Source organism: Nonomuraea sp. NPDC049684, assembly GCF_044465345.1.
Lineage (GTDB): Bacteria > Actinomycetota > Actinomycetes > Streptosporangiales > Streptosporangiaceae > Nonomuraea.
Window position 1 is genome coordinate 1 of the sequence record NZ_JBITLO010000013.1, and the last position, 18,030, is coordinate 18,030.

The 18,030-nt window shown below is 72.5% G+C and carries 23 protein-coding genes; 15 read left to right on the top strand and 8 right to left on the bottom strand.

Annotated features, from left to right (window positions below; translation table 11 throughout):
- From ACIBST_RS33725 to ACIBST_RS33740, 4 genes are all read left to right on the top strand, one after another.
- A partial coding sequence (locus tag ACIBST_RS33725; protein ID WP_397177573.1) for a hypothetical protein occupies positions 1–290 on the top strand: 290 nt, incomplete at its 5' end.
- Positions 291–408: 118 nt separating this feature from the next.
- The gene (locus ACIBST_RS33730) at positions 409–732 is read left to right on the top strand and encodes an STAS domain-containing protein (protein ID WP_397177575.1); all 324 of its coding nucleotides are present in this window, start codon (positions 409–411) and stop codon (positions 730–732) included.
- Positions 733–1,202: 470 nt separating this feature from the next.
- A complete protein-coding gene (locus ACIBST_RS33735) occupies positions 1,203–1,529 on the top strand; it encodes a hypothetical protein (protein WP_397177577.1) in 327 nt (108 codons plus the stop codon).
- A gap of 89 nt (positions 1,530–1,618) precedes the next feature.
- Positions 1,619–2,221, top strand: a complete 603-nt coding sequence (locus tag ACIBST_RS33740) for a hypothetical protein (RefSeq protein ID WP_397177578.1) — start codon at positions 1,619–1,621, stop codon at positions 2,219–2,221.
- Between the two features lie 117 nt (positions 2,222–2,338).
- On the opposite strand, the gene ACIBST_RS33745 is transcribed toward ACIBST_RS33740, so the two are convergent.
- Positions 2,339–2,944: a hypothetical protein gene (locus ACIBST_RS33745; protein ID WP_397177579.1), complete on the bottom strand. Its 606-nt coding sequence runs from the start codon at positions 2,942–2,944 to the stop codon at positions 2,339–2,341.
- On the opposite strand from ACIBST_RS33745, the gene ACIBST_RS33750 reads away from it, so the two are divergent.
- Positions 2,916–3,896, top strand: a complete 981-nt coding sequence (locus tag ACIBST_RS33750) for an FAD-dependent monooxygenase (RefSeq protein WP_397177581.1) — start codon at positions 2,916–2,918, stop codon at positions 3,894–3,896. The genes ACIBST_RS33745 and ACIBST_RS33750 overlap by 29 nt on opposite strands.
- A gap of 274 nt (positions 3,897–4,170) precedes the next feature.
- Here the strand turns inward: ACIBST_RS33750 and ACIBST_RS33755 are convergent, their stop codons facing one another.
- Together ACIBST_RS33755 and ACIBST_RS33760 are read right to left on the bottom strand one after the other, a co-directional pair.
- Positions 4,171–5,076, bottom strand: a complete 906-nt coding sequence (locus tag ACIBST_RS33755; RefSeq protein WP_397177583.1) for an NmrA family NAD(P)-binding protein — start codon at positions 5,074–5,076, stop codon at positions 4,171–4,173.
- Between the two features lie 216 nt (positions 5,077–5,292).
- Positions 5,293–5,769 carry a MarR family winged helix-turn-helix transcriptional regulator gene (locus ACIBST_RS33760; protein WP_397177584.1) on the bottom strand — a complete coding sequence of 159 codons (477 nt, stop codon included), beginning with the start codon at positions 5,767–5,769 and terminating at the stop codon, positions 5,293–5,295.
- Between the two features lie 126 nt (positions 5,770–5,895).
- On the opposite strand from ACIBST_RS33760, the gene ACIBST_RS33765 reads away from it, so the two are divergent.
- Complete coding sequence (locus tag ACIBST_RS33765; protein ID WP_397177586.1) at positions 5,896–6,822, top strand: carbon-nitrogen hydrolase family protein; 927 nt, start codon at positions 5,896–5,898, stop codon at positions 6,820–6,822.
- 44 nt (positions 6,823–6,866) lie between these two features.
- Here ACIBST_RS33765 and ACIBST_RS33770 read toward each other — a convergent pair whose 3' ends face one another.
- Positions 6,867–7,835 carry a helix-turn-helix transcriptional regulator gene (locus tag ACIBST_RS33770; protein WP_397177588.1) on the bottom strand — a complete coding sequence of 323 codons (969 nt, stop codon included), beginning with the start codon at positions 7,833–7,835 and terminating at the stop codon, positions 6,867–6,869.
- Between the two features lie 62 nt (positions 7,836–7,897).
- Here ACIBST_RS33770 and ACIBST_RS33775 point away from each other — a divergent pair, with 62 nt between their 5' ends.
- From ACIBST_RS33775 to ACIBST_RS33785, 3 genes are all read left to right on the top strand, one after another.
- A complete protein-coding gene (locus tag ACIBST_RS33775; RefSeq protein ID WP_397177590.1) occupies positions 7,898–8,884 on the top strand; it encodes a zinc-binding dehydrogenase in 987 nt (328 codons plus the stop codon).
- Entirely contained in the window at positions 8,881–9,933 is a 1,053-nt protein-coding gene (locus ACIBST_RS33780) for a winged helix DNA-binding domain-containing protein (protein WP_397177592.1), read from the top strand. The genes ACIBST_RS33775 and ACIBST_RS33780 overlap by 4 nt, the downstream gene beginning before the upstream one ends.
- A 115-nt stretch (positions 9,934–10,048) precedes the next feature.
- Positions 10,049–10,318, top strand: a complete 270-nt coding sequence (locus ACIBST_RS33785; RefSeq protein WP_397177594.1) for a hypothetical protein — start codon at positions 10,049–10,051, stop codon at positions 10,316–10,318.
- Between the two features lie 12 nt (positions 10,319–10,330).
- Here the strand turns inward: ACIBST_RS33785 and ACIBST_RS33790 are convergent, their stop codons facing one another.
- The gene (locus tag ACIBST_RS33790) at positions 10,331–11,752 is read right to left on the bottom strand and encodes an alpha/beta hydrolase family protein (protein ID WP_397177595.1); all 1,422 of its coding nucleotides are present in this window, start codon (positions 11,750–11,752) and stop codon (positions 10,331–10,333) included.
- Positions 11,753–11,937: 185 nt separating this feature from the next.
- On the bottom strand, positions 11,938–12,762 hold the full coding sequence (locus tag ACIBST_RS33795) for an NAD(P)H-binding protein (RefSeq protein WP_397177597.1): 825 nt from the start codon (positions 12,760–12,762) through the stop codon (positions 11,938–11,940).
- A 130-nt stretch (positions 12,763–12,892) separates the two neighbouring features.
- Between ACIBST_RS33795 and ACIBST_RS33800 the strand changes: the two genes are divergently transcribed.
- Entirely contained in the window at positions 12,893–13,357 is a 465-nt protein-coding gene (locus tag ACIBST_RS33800; RefSeq protein WP_397177599.1) for a MarR family winged helix-turn-helix transcriptional regulator, read from the top strand.
- A 171-nt stretch (positions 13,358–13,528) separates the two neighbouring features.
- Complete coding sequence (locus ACIBST_RS33805; protein WP_397177600.1) at positions 13,529–14,515, top strand: MBL fold metallo-hydrolase; 987 nt, start codon at positions 13,529–13,531, stop codon at positions 14,513–14,515.
- 49 nt (positions 14,516–14,564) lie between these two features.
- Here ACIBST_RS33805 and ACIBST_RS33810 read toward each other — a convergent pair whose 3' ends face one another.
- Positions 14,565–15,398, bottom strand: coding sequence for an MBL fold metallo-hydrolase (locus tag ACIBST_RS33810; protein WP_397177602.1), 834 nt, complete (start codon positions 15,396–15,398; stop codon positions 14,565–14,567).
- Positions 15,392–15,988 carry a dihydrofolate reductase family protein gene (locus ACIBST_RS33815; RefSeq protein WP_397177604.1) on the bottom strand — a complete coding sequence of 199 codons (597 nt, stop codon included), beginning with the start codon at positions 15,986–15,988 and terminating at the stop codon, positions 15,392–15,394. Before ACIBST_RS33815 ends, ACIBST_RS33810 begins: the two co-directional genes overlap by 7 nt.
- An 81-nt stretch (positions 15,989–16,069) precedes the next feature.
- Here ACIBST_RS33815 and ACIBST_RS33820 point away from each other — a divergent pair, with 81 nt between their 5' ends.
- The 4 genes from ACIBST_RS33820 (at position 16,070) to ACIBST_RS33835 (ending at position 18,024) form a co-directional block, all read left to right on the top strand.
- A complete protein-coding gene (locus ACIBST_RS33820) occupies positions 16,070–16,552 on the top strand; it encodes a winged helix-turn-helix transcriptional regulator (RefSeq protein ID WP_397177606.1) in 483 nt (160 codons plus the stop codon).
- A gap of 111 nt (positions 16,553–16,663) precedes the next feature.
- Positions 16,664–17,020 carry a hypothetical protein gene (locus ACIBST_RS33825; RefSeq protein ID WP_397177608.1) on the top strand — a complete coding sequence of 119 codons (357 nt, stop codon included), beginning with the start codon at positions 16,664–16,666 and terminating at the stop codon, positions 17,018–17,020.
- A 165-nt stretch (positions 17,021–17,185) separates the two neighbouring features.
- Positions 17,186–17,515: a hypothetical protein gene (locus ACIBST_RS33830; protein WP_397177610.1), complete on the top strand. Its 330-nt coding sequence runs from the start codon at positions 17,186–17,188 to the stop codon at positions 17,513–17,515.
- Positions 17,512–18,024: a DUF402 domain-containing protein gene (locus tag ACIBST_RS33835; protein WP_397177611.1), complete on the top strand. Its 513-nt coding sequence runs from the start codon at positions 17,512–17,514 to the stop codon at positions 18,022–18,024. Before ACIBST_RS33830 ends, ACIBST_RS33835 begins: the two co-directional genes overlap by 4 nt.
- Positions 18,025–18,030: the final 6 nt, after the last annotated feature.

Sequence of the window (18,030 nt, forward strand, 5' to 3'; positions counted from 1 at the left end):
GCCACACCGACCCGCGCGTGATCACTCTCAGCTTCGCCGCCGGCGAGCCGGTCGTCCTGCTGATCATCCCTGCGGGCACCGTCGCCGGCGCCGCCAAGGCCACGCTCAAGCTCACCGCCCAGGACATCGCCGGTTTGAGCATCGACGCCCTCCTCACCCTCGCGCACCTGCCGGGCGACCCCGCTCCGCGGGCCTCGGCCGACGGCTCGGCCCGCTGGGAGGACGAGGGCGGGTCGGTCATCGGGCAGGCGGCGCAGCCATCCATGGGACGGCCGGCGCCGTCGCCATGACCCGTGCCGCCTGCCGGCCGGATCGAGCGGTCCTGGCACCGCCCGTACTGGCGGCGGGCCGATCTCCGGCCGGCAGGCATCTCATCACCTTTCAGCTTCTCCCGTGAGGAGACATTCCATGACTGTCATCGACACCGCCCCGCTCGCTGGGGCCAGCGCCTCAGCGTCGACCCTCGTGCACCTGTCGGGGGACATCGACATCTTCACCACAACCCGGCTGCGCAAGCGGCTGATCACCGCCCTCGACCACAGCACCGACCTGCTTGTCCTCGATCTGTCCCGGGTCACCTTCTGCGGGGCCGGCGGGATCGGCGTGCTGGTCTGCGTGCAAGGCCGTGCCCGGGCGCGGGGCATTACGCTGGCCCTGACCGGCGTCCCGCCGCGCATGGCCCGGCTGCTGCGCATCACCGGCCTGGACCACCGCTTCCCGGTCATGGCGTGACCTGCATACCGAGCGTCACCCGCACCACCGCCGGGGAGGGCCATGACGGCAATGCGCCGTTCCCCCGCCCGGCTGCACCCACGCGGGCCGGTATCGTCCCGGTGACGCTGACCGCGGCGATCGTCATCGCGCCGTTCATCGCGCTGGGCGCCGGCATCTGGCTGGCGTGGGGAAGCGGGATCACCCTCACCGACCTGCTGCCGGCCGCCTGACCGGGCTGGGGGTGACGGTCGGCTTCCACCGGCTGCTGACCCATCGCTCCTTCACTGCCCGCCCGTGGCTGCGCATCGTACGGGCCGCGGCCGGATCGATGAGCTTTCAGGGCAACCTCATGGGCAACTGCGCGGTCCAGCCCACGCCCATTTGGGCTGGCTTCTCTCCAGCGAGCCCACCTCGGCCGCACGGTATGCCCCCGACCTGCTCCGCAACGATCCGGCCATGCTGCGGATCTCCCGCGCCTTCCCCGCCTGGTGCGCCGCCTCCTTGCTCCTGCCGTTCGCGGCGGGCTGGGCATCAGCGGCAGCCTCTACGGTGCTCTGACCGCGTTCATCTGGGCCGGACTGGTCCGCATCGCGTCCTTCGGGGAAAGCTGGCACAACGGCCACCACAGCCAGCCCGGCTGCGCCCGGCACGGCCGCGGCCCCCGCCAGATCGACCCCTCCGCCGGGCTCATCCGCCTGTTGGAACGCCTGCGCTGGGCCACCAACGTGCACTGGCAGCCCGCCGACGTCCTCGGCCACCCACGCATGGTGGCCGGCAAGCACACACTGCGCACCAGCAAGCTCGGGGGACGTTAGTCCTGGTCAGCACGCTTGAAAGGAGCTCGTTCCACATAGAGGAGACGATCCATTGTGAGGGGAGGGGGCTCCACGGGGAAGGCGTCAAGGTGACGGGTGATGGTGAGCGGATGCTGGGCGGCCTGCTGGACGCCACTCAGCTGTCCGCGATGGAGGCGATCCGGATCGACGCCACCATGGCCGGGCGCGCCTTCCGCGACGTGGAGATCGTCGAGGCCCGGCACGTGCTGGATCCCGCCGCTCCCGAGAGCGTCCCTGCCTCGCCGGTCGGCGAGGGGCCGCAGCGGCTATGGGTGCCGTTGCTGAGCGGCACCGAACGGGTCGGCGTCCTGGGAGTGAGCGTGCAGCGGGGATATGAGCGCGCGGCGTTGCTGGCCGGCCGGCTGGCCTCGCTCCTCTCGCTGCTGCTGGTCAGCAAGAGCCCCTGCAGCGATTCCTACGCCCGTTTGGTCCGCGCCCGGCCGATGACGCAGTCGGCCGAGGTGTTGTGGAACCTGCTCCTGCGGATCCCCGAGCTCTACCAGACCGCCCTGTGGTTGCACTCACCCCACGCCGACCTGCTCATTCCGCTGGCACCATCCCCGATCGGGCGCGAGGGCCAGGTCACACCACCACCGGTGTTCTTCCGGGAACTCGCCGCCCGTGCCCAGGACTACAGAGCCCGCCAGCCCCGCGACCGGGAGCCGGCCTGACGCCATCCGCCCGCCCTTGCACCCACGCACAGCGCTCCCTGGCCGTGGCCGCACTGCTGCACATCTCCTGAACCACCTGGGTCGGCGAGGCTCCTTCCGGGCGGCGGGCCCGCCGGATCACTCCGGGGCCGGGCGGGCCGTCCTGACCTCTCCGCGCAGCCGGGCCGGGTCGGCTGCGGTCACGGCCGACTTCCCGTCCAGGTGCCGGCCTTGTCCGTACGCCGCGGCGGAGGCCGCCTCGCCCAGCGCGGCCCGCGCCCGGCGGCCGAGCTCGCAGGCCTGCCGATCGGTGCGGTCGTGAGCGCCGCGCAGCCGGGACGCGGCGCCGAGCAGGACGGCCGAGTCGTGATGCCGTCCCTGTGCCCCGGCGTACGCGGCGGCGTTCACCGCCACCAGCGACAGGATCGGCAGGTCCCCGGTCCGCACCGCCGCCGCGTACCCCTGCTCCAGCGCCTTCGCGGCGCCGGGCAGGTCGCCGGTCTCCAGGCAGAGCCAGGCCCGCGCGCTGCCGACCAGCGTGCGCACGTGGTCACCGGCGAACGCGGTGTCGCCGTCGAGGTCCCATTCGGCGTCGTCCAGCAGCGCTCGCGCCCAATCCAGGTCGCCGAGCCGCAACTGGAAGCCGGCCTCCCACACGTCGAACAGGGCCGACGCTGCGCGCTGGGTCGTCGGCTGCGACGGCGGACGCAGCACGGTGCGCGGGCTCGCTGGCTTCGCGTTCACCGGCACAGAGCCGCAGTTCACCGGCTACGTCGTGCTCGCCGCCGTCGCCGACCCCGAGAAGCTGCGTCCCGGGTTCAACCTGACGCCGGCAGGCATGTACCTCCGGACGCCCACGGAGGGGTACGTCGGCATGCTGGAGTTCGACGGCGGCGCGTTCGACCGCTCACGGCAGCCGACCCGCGACCATCTCCAGGCGGTCCTGCGCCGGGTCTCCGGCACCGACGTGACGCTGACCGACGTACATCTCGCCTCAAGCTTCACCGATCGGGCGAAGCAGGCGACGACCTACCGGCAGGGGCGCGTCCTGCTCGCGGGCGACGCCGCGCACATTCACTCTCCCCTCGGGGCGCAGGGACTCAACCTCGGCATCGGCGACGCCATGAACCTGGGCTGGAAGCTCGCGGCGACCGTGCACGGGCACGCGCCGGACGGGCTGCTCGACACCTACACCGCCGAGCGCCGTCCGGTCGGCGCCCGGGCGCTCGACTGGACGCGCGCCCAGACGGCGGTCATGCGGCCGGACGCGCACGGCCAGGCGATCCAAGGCGTCGTTCGCGACCTGATCGGGACCCGTGACGGGGCGACGTACGTCCACGAGCGGACGTCGGGCTCGTCGATCCGCTACGACCTCGGCGGCGACCACCCGCTGACCGGCCGCGACGCCCCGGACCTCCGTCTTGGGGACGGCGCCCGCCTCGGCGACCTCATGCGGGACGGACGAGGCGTCGCCCTCGACCTCAGCGTCGACCGGCGCCTGCGCGATCCGGCGACGAGGTGGGAGAGCCGGATCCGGTACGCGGATGGGGCGGCGGGAGACGACCTCGGAGCGGCCGCGGTGCTCGTCCGGCCGGACGGCGTGGTCGCCTGGGCGGGCGACCCTGATCGTGAGGGGTTCGAACGGGCCGCGAGCCGGTGGTTCGGCCGTCCGGCGAGCGGAGCGGGAGCCGCCTGAACGGCGCAACACATGCCCGGCGCATGACGATCACCCTCCGGGCGGAGAGCACCGTGATGTTCACCGGCGACTCCGTCACCGACTGCCGGCGGCTGGGTCTTCGGGTCCGGCTACCCGCTGCGCTGGCAGGCCGACGTGCTCGACGCGCGCCCGGACGTGGTGTCGATCCTCGCCGGCGGCGACGACCTGGGCCGGCACACCTGCGACCCGGACGGCCACGTGATCTCCGCGGAGGACTGGGTTCTCGGGGCCTCCGGGCACAGGGAGGCGCGGATCAGGCCGTGGGTGCGGTCGCGCGGACGAAGTCCGTCACCGGAGTCGGTGTGATCTGCGGGTACCGGTCGTTGTCGAGGGCGGCGAACTTCCCCTTTCCCGTCACCATGCACCACTGGTACTGGAGGGCGACGTAGTCGAACGGGTTACGGGTCCGGGCGGCCTGGCGTTCGATCTCGGCGCGCAGCTCGTCGGCGGTGCCGAGGCGCCGCAGCTCCAGCGTGCGGCCCGAGCCGCGCTGAACGGCCTCGTGGAACTGCCGCATGGACAGCACGTCACCGGCGAAACGCAGCGTGCCGGTGGCCTGCCGGTCCAGGGCGACGGCGGCGGTGTAGGCGGCGGTGTCGGCCACCGAGGTCAGGTCGAGCGGCTGATCGGGGTCGCCCCAGTGCGACAAGGTGCCCCGCTGCCAGTCGACCAGGCCCATGAAACCGACCATCACCTCGTAGAACGCGCCGTTGAGCACGGAGATCACCTCAAGGCCGGCGTCGGCGTACTCGGCGGCGGCACGGCGACGCCAGTCGGTCATGACGTTGTCGCCGTCGTCGAGCTTGGTGAGGTCGATGGCGAAGTCGGAGGGGATGAACCGGCGGGCACCGGCCTTCGCGGCGGCGCGCGCCAGGTTGGCCTGGCCGTCCACGATCACGTCGGGGCCGCCCTGCACGACCGAGATGACGGTGACGGCGTCGCCGACGGCCTCGGCCAGCGTCTCGGCCGGGTCGGTGACGTCGCCTTCTGTCACCTCCACGCCGCGCGACCGCAGCGCTGCGAGCGCCGCCTGCTTGGTCGCGTCGGCGCCGGGGCGGACCAGGGCGCGGACGGTGGCGCCCTGGTCGAGAAGGGAACTGACGATCTGGCGGCCGAGCAGGCCGGTGGCACCGGCCACGAAGACCTTGGAAGTGGACATGTTCATCGGCTCCTTTTCGAGGGTGAAATCGGTGTTCGCCCAGGCCGGTTACGGCTCTTGGGGCGTGATGGGGTCCGTGCTGCGCGGGGAAGGAGAAGGGCCGCAGGGAAGGCGCTTTCCGATGGCGGCCGGGTTCGAGGTCGCGGCCCCCGGGGTGAGGGGCCACGCGTACTTCCGCAGCGACGGCGTGTGTTTCGTGCTATCCGTGACGCGTGGTCATGCGCCCTTTTTGATCGCCTCGGCGAAGGCGGCGAGACCGTCGGCCAGATGCTCGACGTCGGACGGTTCCCAGCCCTCCATGAGCGCGGCGACGGCGGTCGTCCGGGCTTTCCAGAGTTCGCGGATGGCGAGCTTCCCCTCCCGCGTGACGCTCACCAGCCGCGCCCGTGCGTCGTCCGGGTCGGGCTGCCGCTCGATGAACCCGCGTGACTCCAGCCGTTTGGCGGGAGGCGAGAGCGTGGACTTGTCCACCTCCATCAGTTCGGCCAGCACCGACAACCGCACGGGGGCGTGCAGGGAGATCTGCGCGAGCAGCGTGTAGTCGCCCAGCGACAACTCCAGCCCGGAGGCGGCCATGATCCGTCGCCGCGTCGTCGGGGCGAACATCCAGTTGCCCACCGTGGCCAGCGCCGCCGCCACCCGATCAGTCGCCTCCCGCAGCCGGACGTCCCCGTTCTCCGCCGATCCCGCCACCCCGACCCCCTCCCACGATTGGTTGGTTGGCTCAAACCAACTATAGAAGAGCGTGGCGGTTCATGCAAGTGCATTCACCCCGATCGAGTGCGACCGTGCACGACATGCTCAACGACAGGAGTTCCCATGACGGACGACATTGCCCAGGGCGGCCCCGGGCCGGCCAGGACATTGCGGCTGGCGGTTGCGCAGAGCACGGTGCCCGGGGATCCCACCGAGCCCGGTGCGCTGCGGGAGAGCGGCGCGGAGGTGCGCGGCCTGATGCGGGAGGCGAGCGCGGCCGGGGCGCGGCTGGTGCAGTTCCCGGAGGGGGCGATCACGTATCCGAGCAGGGACGTGATGTGCTCGGGGCCGTCCGGGACGCTGAGCGCGGCGGACTGGAGCCGGGTCCGCTGGGACGTCCTGCGCGAGGAGGCCGAGTCGATCGCCCGCCTGGCAGGACGACTCGGGCTCTGGGTGGCCTTCGGCTCGATCCACCCGCTGACCCGGCCGAACCGGCCGCACAACAGCCTGTACGTGGTCTCCGACCAGGGCCGGCTGGTCACGCGGTACGACAAGCGGCTCTTGTCGAACACCGAGGTGTCGTTCATGTACGCGCCCGGTTCGTCCCCTGTCGTCTTCGAGATCGACGGCCTCCGGTTCGGGTGCGCGCTGTGCATCGAGGCCGAGTTCCCCGAGATGTTCGCCGAGTACGAGCGCCTGGACGTGCACTGCGTGCTGCTGTCGGTGATGGTCGACGACGCGGCGCGCGCGGTGGTCGCGCAGGCGTACGGGAGGCTGTACGGCTACTGGCTCGGGTACTCCGTCCCGGCGCAGTTCAGCGCGACCGTCCCGTCGGGGATCGTCGCGCCGGGCGGTCGCTGGCTCGCGCGCTGCCCGGCGGACGGCCGCCCCGCCCTGGCCGTGGCAGATCTCGACCTGGACGCGCCGGACGCGGACATCGACGTGTCGGTCCGCCTGGCCCGGCCCTGGCGACGCCGGGCACGCGCCGGCCTCTATGACGATCACCGGGTGCCGGGAGACCGCCGCAGTGAGACGCGCACGACATTCTGACCGTCGTCAGGCCAGGCCGGCCGGCGGACGCGAATGCCGAGCTGTCACCGCGCCTCAGGGGCCGATCTCTCGACGGCGTCGAGGAAGCGTGTGCCCCAGTTCCGAAGGTGATCGACGAACTCCGGCGGCTCCAGAACCTCGAACTCGGCGCCGATGTTGCCCAGGGCCTGCGTGGGCCAGTCCAGGCTGGTGGAGACCATCGTGAGCCGGCATCGATCGGGGGCGACCGGCTCGATCTCACCCCACTGGCCGGCCGTGCGGCGCACCTGTTCCGCCGGTGCGTGAACCAGCGCGACGACGGTCTTGGCCGTGGGGACCCGGGCCGCGGTGCGGACGAACGCGGCGGCGTCCCCGCCGGGCAGCGGCCGTGGCAGGAAGGAGGCGCCGGTGTTGGATGGCCAGGTCAGCCGGTCGAGGCGGAAGCTGCGCCAGTCGTGCCTGGTCAGGTCGTAGGCCACCAGATACCAGCGGCCCCCGAGCGCCACGAGGCGATGGGGCTCCACCTCGCGTTCGGTGCGCCCGCCGGCGCGTGTGACGTAGTGGAAGCGCAGCCGTTCCTGGTCCCGGCACGACTGGGCGATCATCGTCAGCACCTCCGCCGGGATCACCGGGCCGGCCGAGGCCGCCGAGACGGTCATCGCGCGCAGCGCGTTCACCCGAGCCCGCAGGCGGGGCGGCAGGACCTGCACCACCTTGGTCAGCGCGCGCACCGCCGCCTCCTCCAGCCCCGCGATGCCGCTCTGCGCCGCGTCTCCCATGCCGACCGCCAGCGCGACCCCTTCCTCGTCGTCGAGCAGCAGCGGCGGCAGCACGGCCCCGGGCGCCAGCTGGTATCCGCCGTCGGTGCCTCGGGAGGCGTGCACGGGATAGCCCAGCTCGCGCAGGCGATCGACGTCCCGGCGGAGGGTGCGTTCCGAGACGCCGAGCCGCTCGGCCAGATCCGCGCCCGGCCAGTGGCGGTGCGTCTGCAGCAACGACAGCAGGTTGAGCGTGCGGGAGCTGGTGTTGGCCATATCCCTAATTATCCGCCACTTCCGGTCAGAAAGTGGCCGGAAGCCTCCCTAGAGTGGTCACCATGATCACTCACGAGGTTCAGTTGACCGCCCAGATCGCCGCCGTCCCCGGACCCGAGCACTTCACCGTCGCGCCGGCCGAGATCGAGGGGGAGGTCGTGGTCCGTACGGACTATGTGGGGCTGGCCGCCACCTATCTCGAACTCATGCGCGCCGACTGCCACCTGCCGATCCCGGCCTGGCAGCCCGGCCGGCGGGTGGGCGTCATGGCGATCGGCACCGTGCTCAGCTCGGCGAGCCCCGACCTGCGGGAGGGCGACCTGGTCCAGTCGATGAGCGGCTGGAGCACGCACTCGGCGGGACCGGCGGCCTCCTACGTCAAGCTCGACCCGGACGCCTATCCCGACCCGACCTACCACCTGGCCCAGGGCCCGACCGCCTACCACGGCGTCGCGGACGTGGCCAAGGTCGGTGAGGGCGACGTCGTCTTCGTCTCCGGCGCGGCCGGCGGTGTCGGCTCGCTGGCCGGGCAGATCGCCCGCAACTTGGGCGCCAGGAAGGTGATCGGCAGCGCGGGCAGCCAGGCCAAGGCCGACTACCTCGTGGACGAACTCGGCTTCGACGCCGCCTTCGACTACCACCGCGACCCGGTCGCCGCGCTCAAAGAGCTGGCCCCGGAGGGCATCACCGTCTTCTTCGACACCGTCGGCGGCGCGCTGTACGACGCCGCGCTCGAAGTCGCCGTGCCCGGTGCCAGGTTCGCCCTGTGCGGCTCGTTGTCCACCCAGCTCGGCGCCGCCTCCGACCGCTTCCCCGAGCCCGACCGCGACGCCGCCCTGGCCAGGGGCGTCGAGCTGCTGCCGTTCTCCTGCCACCACACCCCGGACCAGCTCGCCGCCTGGCACCGCCACTTCCGCACGGCGCTTGACCAGGGCCGCTTCGTCCACCCGCGGACCGTCGTCGAGACCAGCATCGACGGGGTGCCCGGCGCGTTCCTGGGCCTGCTGCGCGGCGAGCACCGCGGCAACGTCTCGGTGCGGCTGGTATGACCGTCCTGTGCCGCCGGGCGCTCAACCGGGCCCTGCTCCAGCGGCAGTTCCTGCTGGAGCGGGCCGACCTGACGGCCCTGGAGGTGATCGGCCGCCTGGTCGCCATGCAGGCGCAGGAGCCGAACTGGCCCTACGTCGGCCTGTGGGCCCGCATCCGCGACTTCACCCACGCCGACCTCACCGCCCTGCTCGCCCAGGGACGGGTCGTGCGGTCCGGGCTCCTGCGCAGCACGATGCACCTCGCCGCGGCCGACGACTTCCGCCGGCTGCGGCCGGTGCTGCAGCCCGTACTGAACCGCACCGCCGACTCGGCGCACTTCCGGCGCAACAACGCCGGACTCGACCCCGAAACGCTGGTGGCCGAGGGACGCGCCCTGCTGCGGACCGGGCCGCTGCCCAGGAAGGAGCTCGCCAAGCGCCTCGCGACCCGCCACCCGGGCCGCGACAGCCGCGTCCTGGCAGGGGAGATCGAGCTGCGCACCCCGCTCGTCCACGACCCGGCCACCGCGTCCTGGGGCGGGTGGGGGACCCGCTCGTCGATCACCGTCAGCGCCGCCACGGTCGAGGCGCCGCGGCCCGCCGCGCTCCGCGACCTGGTCCGCCGCTACCTGGCCGCCTTCGGGCCCGCCACCGTGGCGGACGTCCAGGCGTGGTGCGGGCTGACCCGGCTGGCCGAGATCGTCTCGGACATGGGCCCGGACCTGCGGCACTACACCGGCCCGGACGGCCGGCGCCTGGTGGACCTGCCCGACGTCCCGCTGCCCGACCCCGACACCCCCGCGCCGGTGCGGCTGCTGCCCGCCTACGACAACGCCCTCCTGGGCCACGCCGACCGCAGCCGCATCATCGCCGACGCCGACCGCAGGCACGTCGCCCCCGGGCAGGCCAGGGTCCTGCCCACCGTGCTCGTCGACGGTCACGTCCGCGGCACCTGGTCCTTCACCGCGGGCGAAGTACGACTGGCGCCGTTCGGAAGCCTCTCCCGGAACGAACAGCAGGCGGTCGACGACGAGATCGGCCGGCTGCTGCCGTTCCTGTCGCGCCGCTGAACACGACGACCAGTGTGTCCAGGAGAAGACGGCATCCTTCATGCGTTCGTTGATCTCGGGTCAATTGTCGGCGAGGGCAGGCTTTCGGGTGCTTCCTCCAGGGGACAGTCGCGGCATGACGACGGATGCCCGGCCCACGGCCGATGACCTGCTGAGTTACGCCAGAAAGCTGCACGAGCTGGCCGTCCTGCTGAAGTACGACAAGGAGTTCGAGAGCAGGTTCAGCGCCGCCGTCGAGGCGGGCGACGAGCGGGAGCTCTCCGGCCTGCTGACGCCTTTGGGGTTCGAAGGGGTCTCGATCGCGGACAAGCTGGTCGAACGGAGCGAGTGCGAGCGGTGCACCTTCTGGCAGGGCAAGTGGGTCTGCCACCCGATCTGCATGTAGCGCGGCGGGCCGTCACAGGACGGTCAGGCGGCCGTACCTGGACAGGGTCGCGGCCAGGTCGCCGGATCCGCCGCGGAGTGTGGCGTCCAGGAAGGCGAGGGTGGCCGCCGCGGTGATGCGCGGCCCGTCCGTCCGGCCGAGCGAGCCGGTGAGCGCGGGCAGGGGCGGCATGAAGAGCGGGGCGTCGGTGAAGGTGAGGTGCGCCGTGCCGGGGACGGTGAGGCGGTAGCCGGTCGCCGTGCTGAGCTGGAGCACCCGCGTGAGGCGCGGGAGGTAGTCCGGCTCCTCGCCCGGTTCGACGTCGTGGGTGAGCGCGAGCACCGGCTGGCGGAACGGTCGCGCGGCGGGGTCGCGGGGGAAGCCGTCCAGGTCGATGACGGCCGCGAAGCGGGGGTCCTGGCGGGCGGCCTGCAGGGCGGCGGCGCCGCCGAGTGAGTGACCGGTCGCCGCGGCCCGGCGGACGTCGAGCCGTCCGCTCAGCAGGCCCGGGATCTCGCCGCGGTCCAGGCGGCCGAGCTGGGTGAGGACGAAGCTGAGGTCGGCGGCCCTGACCGCCGTCCATCCGGCCGCCCGTCTGTTGTCCTCCGCCTGGTCGCCGGTGGCCGCGACCCGGGTGCGGACCGTCCGGCCGTCGGCGAGGGTGACGACGGCCGAGTCGTACGGGTGGTCGAGGGCCGCCACGACGTACCCGCGGCTGGCCAGTTCCTCGGCCCAGGCGGTGTTCTGGGTGCGCACGCCGCCGAGCCCGGGTGAGAACAGCACCACGGGGAACCGGTCGCCGCCGCCGGCCACCGGCGCGTCGGGCGCCGAACGCGTGCGGGCGCGTGCCGGCTCGTCCAGGACGAAGGCGGGCAGGCCCAGGTAGCCGGCCTCGCCACGGGCGACGACCTGCGCTTCGCGTGCCGTGCGGCCGAGGTACCGCGCCCGCTGGGCGGCCGGGGGGACGTCCCGCGCGGGATACCAGAGCTGGACGACGACCGTCCGCCGGTCATCGGCCCGGGACGTGGCGGCCTCCGCGCGATCGGGGTCGGTCCACTGGACGACGGTGGTGCCGACGGCGTGGGCGCCCGACGGCTCGGGGAACACGGGCAGGGGCAGCGCCCACGCCGCCGCCGCGCCCGCGACGATCAGGGCCAGGCAGGCCGCCGACCTCGGCAGCGCCACCCACCATCGAGCCCGCCGTCCGGCCCGCCACCCCAGCAGGGAGGGCGCGGCGAACGCCAGCGCGATGCCCCCGCCTGCGAGGACGGGGAGGAGTTGCCAGCGGATCCCGAGCACGGCCGCCACGATCGCGGACACCACGAGGCCCGCCGCACCGGCCAGAGTCGACGGCCGGCGCGCTCCGGGCGGCAGCCAGCGGGCCAGCACCAGCACGACGGCGGATGCCAGGGCCGGGAGCTCCACGAGGGACAGGCCGAACACGGTCACAGTCATGTGATCACGGTGGCGCACCGACCTCGGCCGGACATCGGGCCCCAGGCCGAGAGCTGCCTGCGACCCCGGTATGACCTCCGCGACCTGCCTGCGACCGGAGTCGCAAGGTGCCGCCGCCGACCGCGTCTCGAACCGGCTCACCGACCGGCTCACCGACCAGTTCACTGGCCGGTTCACCGACCGGTTCACTGGCCGAGGAACGCCGCCCGGTTCTCCTCGGCCCAGGAGGCGAACGTCCGCGCGGGCGTGCCGGTCAGCTCCTCCACGACGGACGTGAGCTCGATCGGGCGGCCGTCGCAGCTCTGCCAGTAGTCCAGCAGGGCCTCGGCGAGGGCCGCGTCCATGTACTGCGCCATTTCGGCCGTCCACTCCTGCCTGGTGACGGGCGTGATCGCGATGTCCCGCCCGGTGACGCGGGAGAGGATCGCGACCTGCTCGGAGAAGGTGAGCGACTGCGGCCCGGTCAGTGTGTACGCTCTGCCGCCGAGGGCGGGGTCGGCCAGCACGGCGGCCGCCACCGCCGCGATGTCCGCTTCGTGGATGGCGTCCACGTGCGCGTGCGGGTAGGGCAGGCTGATCGGCGTCCCCGACTTGATCGCCCATGACCACGCCATCGCGTTGCCGCAGAAGGTGCCGGGCCGCAGCACGGTGCTCGGCACGGACGAGGCGGCCAGGGCGCGTTCCGGGACAAGATGCGTGGCGGCCAGAGGGCTGCTGTCCGGATCGGGCATGAGCACGGCGGCCGAGGACAGCAGCACGACCTGCTCGACCCCGGCCGCCTCGGCCGCCGCGGCGAACTCCTGCGCGTGCGACGGGTCGGCGTACAGGAACACCGAGGTCACGCCTTCGAGCGCAGGGCCGAAGGTGGACGGGTCGCCCAGGTCGCACCTGACGACGGACGGGTCGGCGGGGGCCTTGGAGGCCGGCCGTACGGGCAGGCCCCGCTCGCGCAGGAGGCCGATGAGGGCGGTCGCGACGGCGCCGCGAGCGCCCGTGACAAGAGTGGTCATGTCGGTGCAGATCCCTTCGCAGGCTCTTCGCGACGTGAGCGCGACGCCTGTCGATAGAATGAAAGCGCGACACAGAATTTGCGTCACGCAAATATTGCGTGACGACATTATGAGGAGTACGGAGCCGCACGTGTCAAATCGAGCCGAGATGCTCAAGCGCATCAGCGACGAGAGTCAGCGCCACTACGCGGCCTACACTCTGTTCAACCAGGCCATGGCCGACCGGCTCGGCCTCCACCCCACCGACCTGCAGTGCGTGGCCCTGCTCGATCTGGAGGAGGGGCCGATCAGCACCGGCGAGATCGCCCGCCTGGCCGGACTCACCCCGGGATCGGCCACCCGGCTGGTCGACCGCCTGGACAAGGCCGGTCTGGTCGTCCGGCATGCCGATCCGGCCGACCGCAGGCGCGCCCTGGTCGCCCTGACCCCGGAGGCCCGCGCCCGGATCGGCGCGGCTTGGGACGTTCCAGGCAAGGCGTTCGTCGAGATGCTCGACCACTACGACGACGACGCGCTCGCCCTGATCGCCGACTATCTGGAGCGGGCCGCCTCGGTCGGCCGCGCACAGGCGCAGCGCCTCACGACGTCCGCCTAGAGCGTGCGTTGAGCCCGCCGGACCAGCGGCGATATCCACATCGCCATCGCCCGGCCTGCCATACCGGTATTGGACGCCACAAGATCTGTTCTGATCTGCTGGACCGGCATCGACGTCCCGCCGGGCCGCTCGGATCAGGATCCGTGCCCGGGAAAGAGCAGGTGGCCGACCATGTCCCTCAGGCAGTCCGTACCGTCCCGCCGTGCGCTGCTGGCCGCTGCGGCTCTCCTGCCGCTGGCCGGCCGCCCGGCCGCGGCCGTCACCGCCCCCAGTCGCGCTCGGCGCTACTACGACCGCGCCGCCGCGCTGGCGGGCGACGATCCGGTGCTGCGGGCCCTGGTCAAGGTGCTCGCGCCCGGCCTCACGATGCCGGAGCCGAAGCCGCTCGGGCCGTTGCGCGTCTTCGACGACGTGGCGGTGCTGGGCACCACCTTCGTGCAGGCCACAGCGCTGTTCACGTCCGGCGGCATCGTCCTCCTCGACGCGATGGGATCCCCGGACGACGCCGAGAAGATCATCGTCCCGGGGCTGCGCGCCGTGGGCGCGGACCCCGCACAGATCAAGTACGTGGTGGTCGCCCACGGCCACGCCGATCACTTCGGCGGCGCCCGGTTCCTCGCCGACCGCTACGGCGCCCGCGTCATGATGAGCCGGAAGGACTGGGACCTCATCGCCGCCGAACGTCCGGCGAACGCGCCCGAACGTGACCTGGAGATCGCCGACGGCCGGAAGCTCACCGTCGGCGGCACCACCATCGCCTTCCACCACACGCCGGGGCACACGCCCGGCACCGTCTCGTCGATCTTCCCCGTCCGCTGGAAGGGACGGCGGCACACCGCGATGTTCTGGGGCGGCACCAACCCGCCCGTCGCGACCGCCGACAAGCGCACCACCCTGGCCTCGGTGCTCGCCTTCGCCGCCACGATGCGGCGCGCGGGGGTGGAGGTCGAGCTGACCAACCACGGCGGCGTCGACGACGGCCTGACCCGCATCGAGCGGCTGCGCGCCGGAACGACGGGCGCGGCCAACCCGTTCGTCATCGGCCGGGCCAGGACGCAGCGCTTCATGAAGGTCATGGAGGTCATGATGCGCGGCCGCATCGCCCAGGACGAGGAGACGTCCGCCGCCCGCGCCCGACCGGCACCCGCCTGCTGCTGACCGGCGCCCGCCCGCACGGATCCCGGGCCGGCGGCTCGCGGGCATCTCGCTAGCGGGACGTCCCGTCGCGTCCGCTCCTGCGGGCGAGGCTTTCCAGCTGCCCTTCGTGCACGCTGCTCACCCACTCCCAGCCCGGCTGGGCCGACGGGCCGATCCGCGGATCGGCGGAGACGTGGCCGCTGCGCAACCCGAGCACGTACGCCCGGTCCTGCTCGATCCGCGCCTTCACCTGGCCCGGCCCGCCGACGGAACCGTGACCGGGGACGACGACGTCCACGCCGTCCGCCACCTCCTCCAGCAGCCGCAGGGCGGTGAGGTAGTCCTCGATCGGGTCGGCGGCGTCCAGGTCGAGCATCGGGACCAGGACGTCGGACAGCATGTCGCCGGCGACGAGCACCCCGCGTTCCTCGATCAGCAACGCCGCGTGGCCCGGGGCATGTGCCCGGTGCTCGATGATCCGGATCTCGGGGCCGTCCCAGGGGATCCGCGTGGTCCCGTCGGGCAGGCCGGTGATGAGGCCGAGCAGGTCCAGCGGCACCTGTCCGGCGATCTCCGTCTCCAGCAGGTGGTCGGCGACGCGGGCCTTCGCGTCCTCGTCCGGCAGTTGCTCGCGGACGGTGGCCGCGCAGCGCGCCGTGCCGTAACGGGGCGCCTCGCCGAGGTCGGCGTGCCAGAGCAGGTGATCCCAGTCCGGATGGGTGGAAAATCCCGCCACCACGGGCTGATTTGACTCGCCGAGGTCGTGCGCGAGGCAGCCGATCTCGGCGCCGGTCACCCCGGGGTCGATGAGCAGCACACCGGCCCGTCCCCGCACCGCAACGGCGTTGCTCTGCACGAACCCGCTCTCGTGGACCCACACGCCCTCCGCGACCTGCCTCAGCACGAGCCCGCCTCCTTCACGTCCCGGACGGCGTAGCGATGCATCGTGACGCCCTGTTGGAACGTCCGCTGCTCCAGCAGGTCGAGATCGATCGGCAGGTCGTAGTCGTCGAACAGCGGCCTGCCGAAGCCGAGGATCGCGGGGTGGGTGAAGAGCAGCAACTCGTCCAGCAGCCCTGCCCGGAGCAGCTGCGTCGCGAGCGTCGCGCCGCCCACGCCGATGCTGCCGCCGGTCCCGGCGCGCAGGGCGGCGAGCTGCTCGATCGCGTCGTCGCCGCCGATGATCCGGGTGTTGTGCGCGGCGCTGCGGCGGGTGCGGGAGACGAGCACCTTGGGCTTGGCGGTCCACATCTCGCCGTACTCACGCATGTAGTCCGGCAGCGACGCGTCCTCGCCCGCCCGTGGCCAGTACTCCTCCATGACCTCGTAGTGGACCCGGCCGTGGACCATGAGCGCGAGCGCCCGCATCTGCGCGTTGGCCTCGCGGTGCAGTTCCTCGTCGACACGCAGCCATTCGCCGGCGCCGGCGTCCCCCGGAACCTGTTCGATCCGCAGGTCGAGGGACACCTGCATCGAGTAGACGAAGCGACCCATCGGCTCCTCCTCGTGAAAAAGTGCTTGCAATTTGCAACTACTATAGGGGGAGCGAGAACCCCGTCAAGGAGGAGAGGAATCGTGGAACCACGGTCCGGATGCCCGATCAACGCCGCCGTCGAGGTGCTCGGAGATCGCTGGACGCTGATCGTGCTGCGCGACGTCATCTTCGGCGACCGCCGCCATTTCCGGGCGCTGCTCACCGGGTCGATCGAGGGCATCGCCTCGAACATCCTCGCCGACCGCCTCGTGCGGCTCGTCGAGGCGGGGATCCTCACCCGCGGCACCGCCGCGCGGGGGCAGCGCGCCCGCTACAGCCTCACCGAAGCCGGCATCCGGACCCTTCCGGTCATCTACGCCCTCGGCAACTGGGGTCTCGACTGGCGTCCGGGCAGCGACGAGCTCCGGAGCCGGCAGCAGGCCATGCGTGACGAGGGCCCGGCGTTCATCGAGGAGCTCATGGACGAGCTGCGCGTCCGCCACCTCGGCGCCCCGCCGAAACCGCACGACGGCCCAGGCCCCTTCGAACGCCTCGCCGCCGCCACCCCGCAAGATCACCTGTGACGGCCCCCGGCAGCCACGTTCTCCGGCGGAGGACAAGATCAGCCGTTCGGTCGAGAGGTTGGGGACCCGTGGCCGATGCCGGCACCGTGCCGGAACCGCAGGATCAGCCCCATGGCACCCGCCATCCCCCGCCCGCCGCGGAGAAGGCCCGTCCTCGTGGCCGCCGTGGCGGGGCTGCTCGCCCTCACGGCCTCCCTCGCCGGGACGCCCGCCGCCGCCGCGCCCGGTACGCCGTCTCTCCCGGAGCCGACCGGCCCGCACGGGGTCGGCACGACGTCCCTGCACCTGGCCGACGCCTCCCGTCCCGATCCGTGGGTCCCCGCGGCCAGGACGAGGGAGCTCATGGTCTCCCTGTGGTACCCGACGGCGGCGCAGGCCGGACGGCGGGCACCGTACGTCACCCCCAAGGAGTCGGAGCTGCTGCTCAAGGGATCAAGGAACTGGAGAACTTCCCGCCGGACGGGCTGAGCCGCACCCGTACGAACGCCCTCCAAGACGCCGAGCCCGCAGGACGGCGGCGCGGCCTGCCGCTCGTGGTGCTGTCGCCCGGCTTCACCTGGCCGCGCGGTTCCCTCACGGGTCTGGCCGAGGACCTGGCGAGCAGGGGGTACGTGGTGGCCGGCATGGCCGTTCATGCTGATGGGCGCCCCCTCGCACGATGGCACTTGGAAACGCGACCGGGCACGCCTGACCGGGCGGAAACGCTGGCTGGTGGTGAAGGGGGCGCTGCACCCGTCGTTCACCGACTACGACATGCCGCTCCAGCAACTCGGCGTCGACCTCGGCAGCGGCCTGAAGGGAACCCGCTCGGTGGACCTCACCCGCGGGTACGTCGCCGCCTTCCTCGACCTGCACCTGCACGGCCGCCCGCAACCCCTGCTGGACAAGCCCTCCAAGCGCTACCCCGGGGTCCTGTTCTGCGGGCAGGGCCGCGTCCCGGTGCGGTCATACTGCGATTCGTGACTCTCGAAGAGGTACGCGTCCACCACCGCACCGGGCAGTGGTGCTCCGGCGTCCGAACCGGCGACAACATCGTGGCCTACGACGTCGAGATCCTGCCCCCGTGGCGGGTTCCCGGCCGTCCCACGACCGATCGCTGCTTCGTGATCGCCGACGAAGGGGTGCAGATCCGCAGGCCGGTCACCTTCGTGGGCGCACTCGAAGGCGGCTGGTACATCGACCTGGTCGAGGTGGAGGAGGCGAGCCCGAAGCGGCTGACGGTCCGCGACCTCTACGTGGACATCCTGGTCCCTCCGGCCGCCCGGCGCTACGACGTCCTGGACCTCGACGAGCTCGCCGACGCGCTGCAGGACGGCGTGATCGACGCCGCCACCGCGGTCAGGGTGCTGCGCGACACCCAGCGCTTCATCGACAGGCACCTGCGCGACCTGGACCAGGATCCGCCGACGTTCCCGCCCGCGGCCGTGCTCGACCTGGCCGGCCTGCCGCCCTTCGACGCCGGGCAGGGCTGACCCGAC

Bases quoted from the DNA above. Each gene is read 5' to 3' on its own strand.
- ACIBST_RS33730 (WP_397177575.1), top strand. From the start codon at position 409: ATGACTGTCATCGACACCGCCCCGCTCGCTGGGGCCAGCGCCTCAGCG.
- ACIBST_RS33755 (WP_397177583.1), bottom strand. From the start codon at position 5,076: ATGTCCACTTCCAAGGTCTTCGTGGCCGGTGCCACCGGCCTGCTCGGC.
- ACIBST_RS33765 (WP_397177586.1), top strand. From the start codon at position 5,896: ATGACGGACGACATTGCCCAGGGCGGCCCCGGGCCGGCCAGGACATTG.
- ACIBST_RS33770 (WP_397177588.1), bottom strand. From the start codon at position 7,835: ATGGCCAACACCAGCTCCCGCACGCTCAACCTGCTGTCGTTGCTGCAG.
- ACIBST_RS33775 (WP_397177590.1), top strand. From the start codon at position 7,898: ATGATCACTCACGAGGTTCAGTTGACCGCCCAGATCGCCGCCGTCCCC.
- ACIBST_RS33780 (WP_397177592.1), top strand. From the start codon at position 8,881: ATGACCGTCCTGTGCCGCCGGGCGCTCAACCGGGCCCTGCTCCAGCGG.
- ACIBST_RS33785 (WP_397177594.1), top strand. From the start codon at position 10,049: ATGACGACGGATGCCCGGCCCACGGCCGATGACCTGCTGAGTTACGCC.
- ACIBST_RS33790 (WP_397177595.1), bottom strand. From the start codon at position 11,752: ATGACTGTGACCGTGTTCGGCCTGTCCCTCGTGGAGCTCCCGGCCCTG.
- ACIBST_RS33795 (WP_397177597.1), bottom strand. From the start codon at position 12,762: ATGACCACTCTTGTCACGGGCGCTCGCGGCGCCGTCGCGACCGCCCTC.
- ACIBST_RS33805 (WP_397177600.1), top strand. From the start codon at position 13,529: ATGTCCCTCAGGCAGTCCGTACCGTCCCGCCGTGCGCTGCTGGCCGCT.
- ACIBST_RS33815 (WP_397177604.1), bottom strand. From the start codon at position 15,988: ATGGGTCGCTTCGTCTACTCGATGCAGGTGTCCCTCGACCTGCGGATC.
- ACIBST_RS33825 (WP_397177608.1), top strand. From the start codon at position 16,664: ATGGCACCCGCCATCCCCCGCCCGCCGCGGAGAAGGCCCGTCCTCGTG.
- ACIBST_RS33830 (WP_397177610.1), top strand. From the start codon at position 17,186: ATGCTGATGGGCGCCCCCTCGCACGATGGCACTTGGAAACGCGACCGG.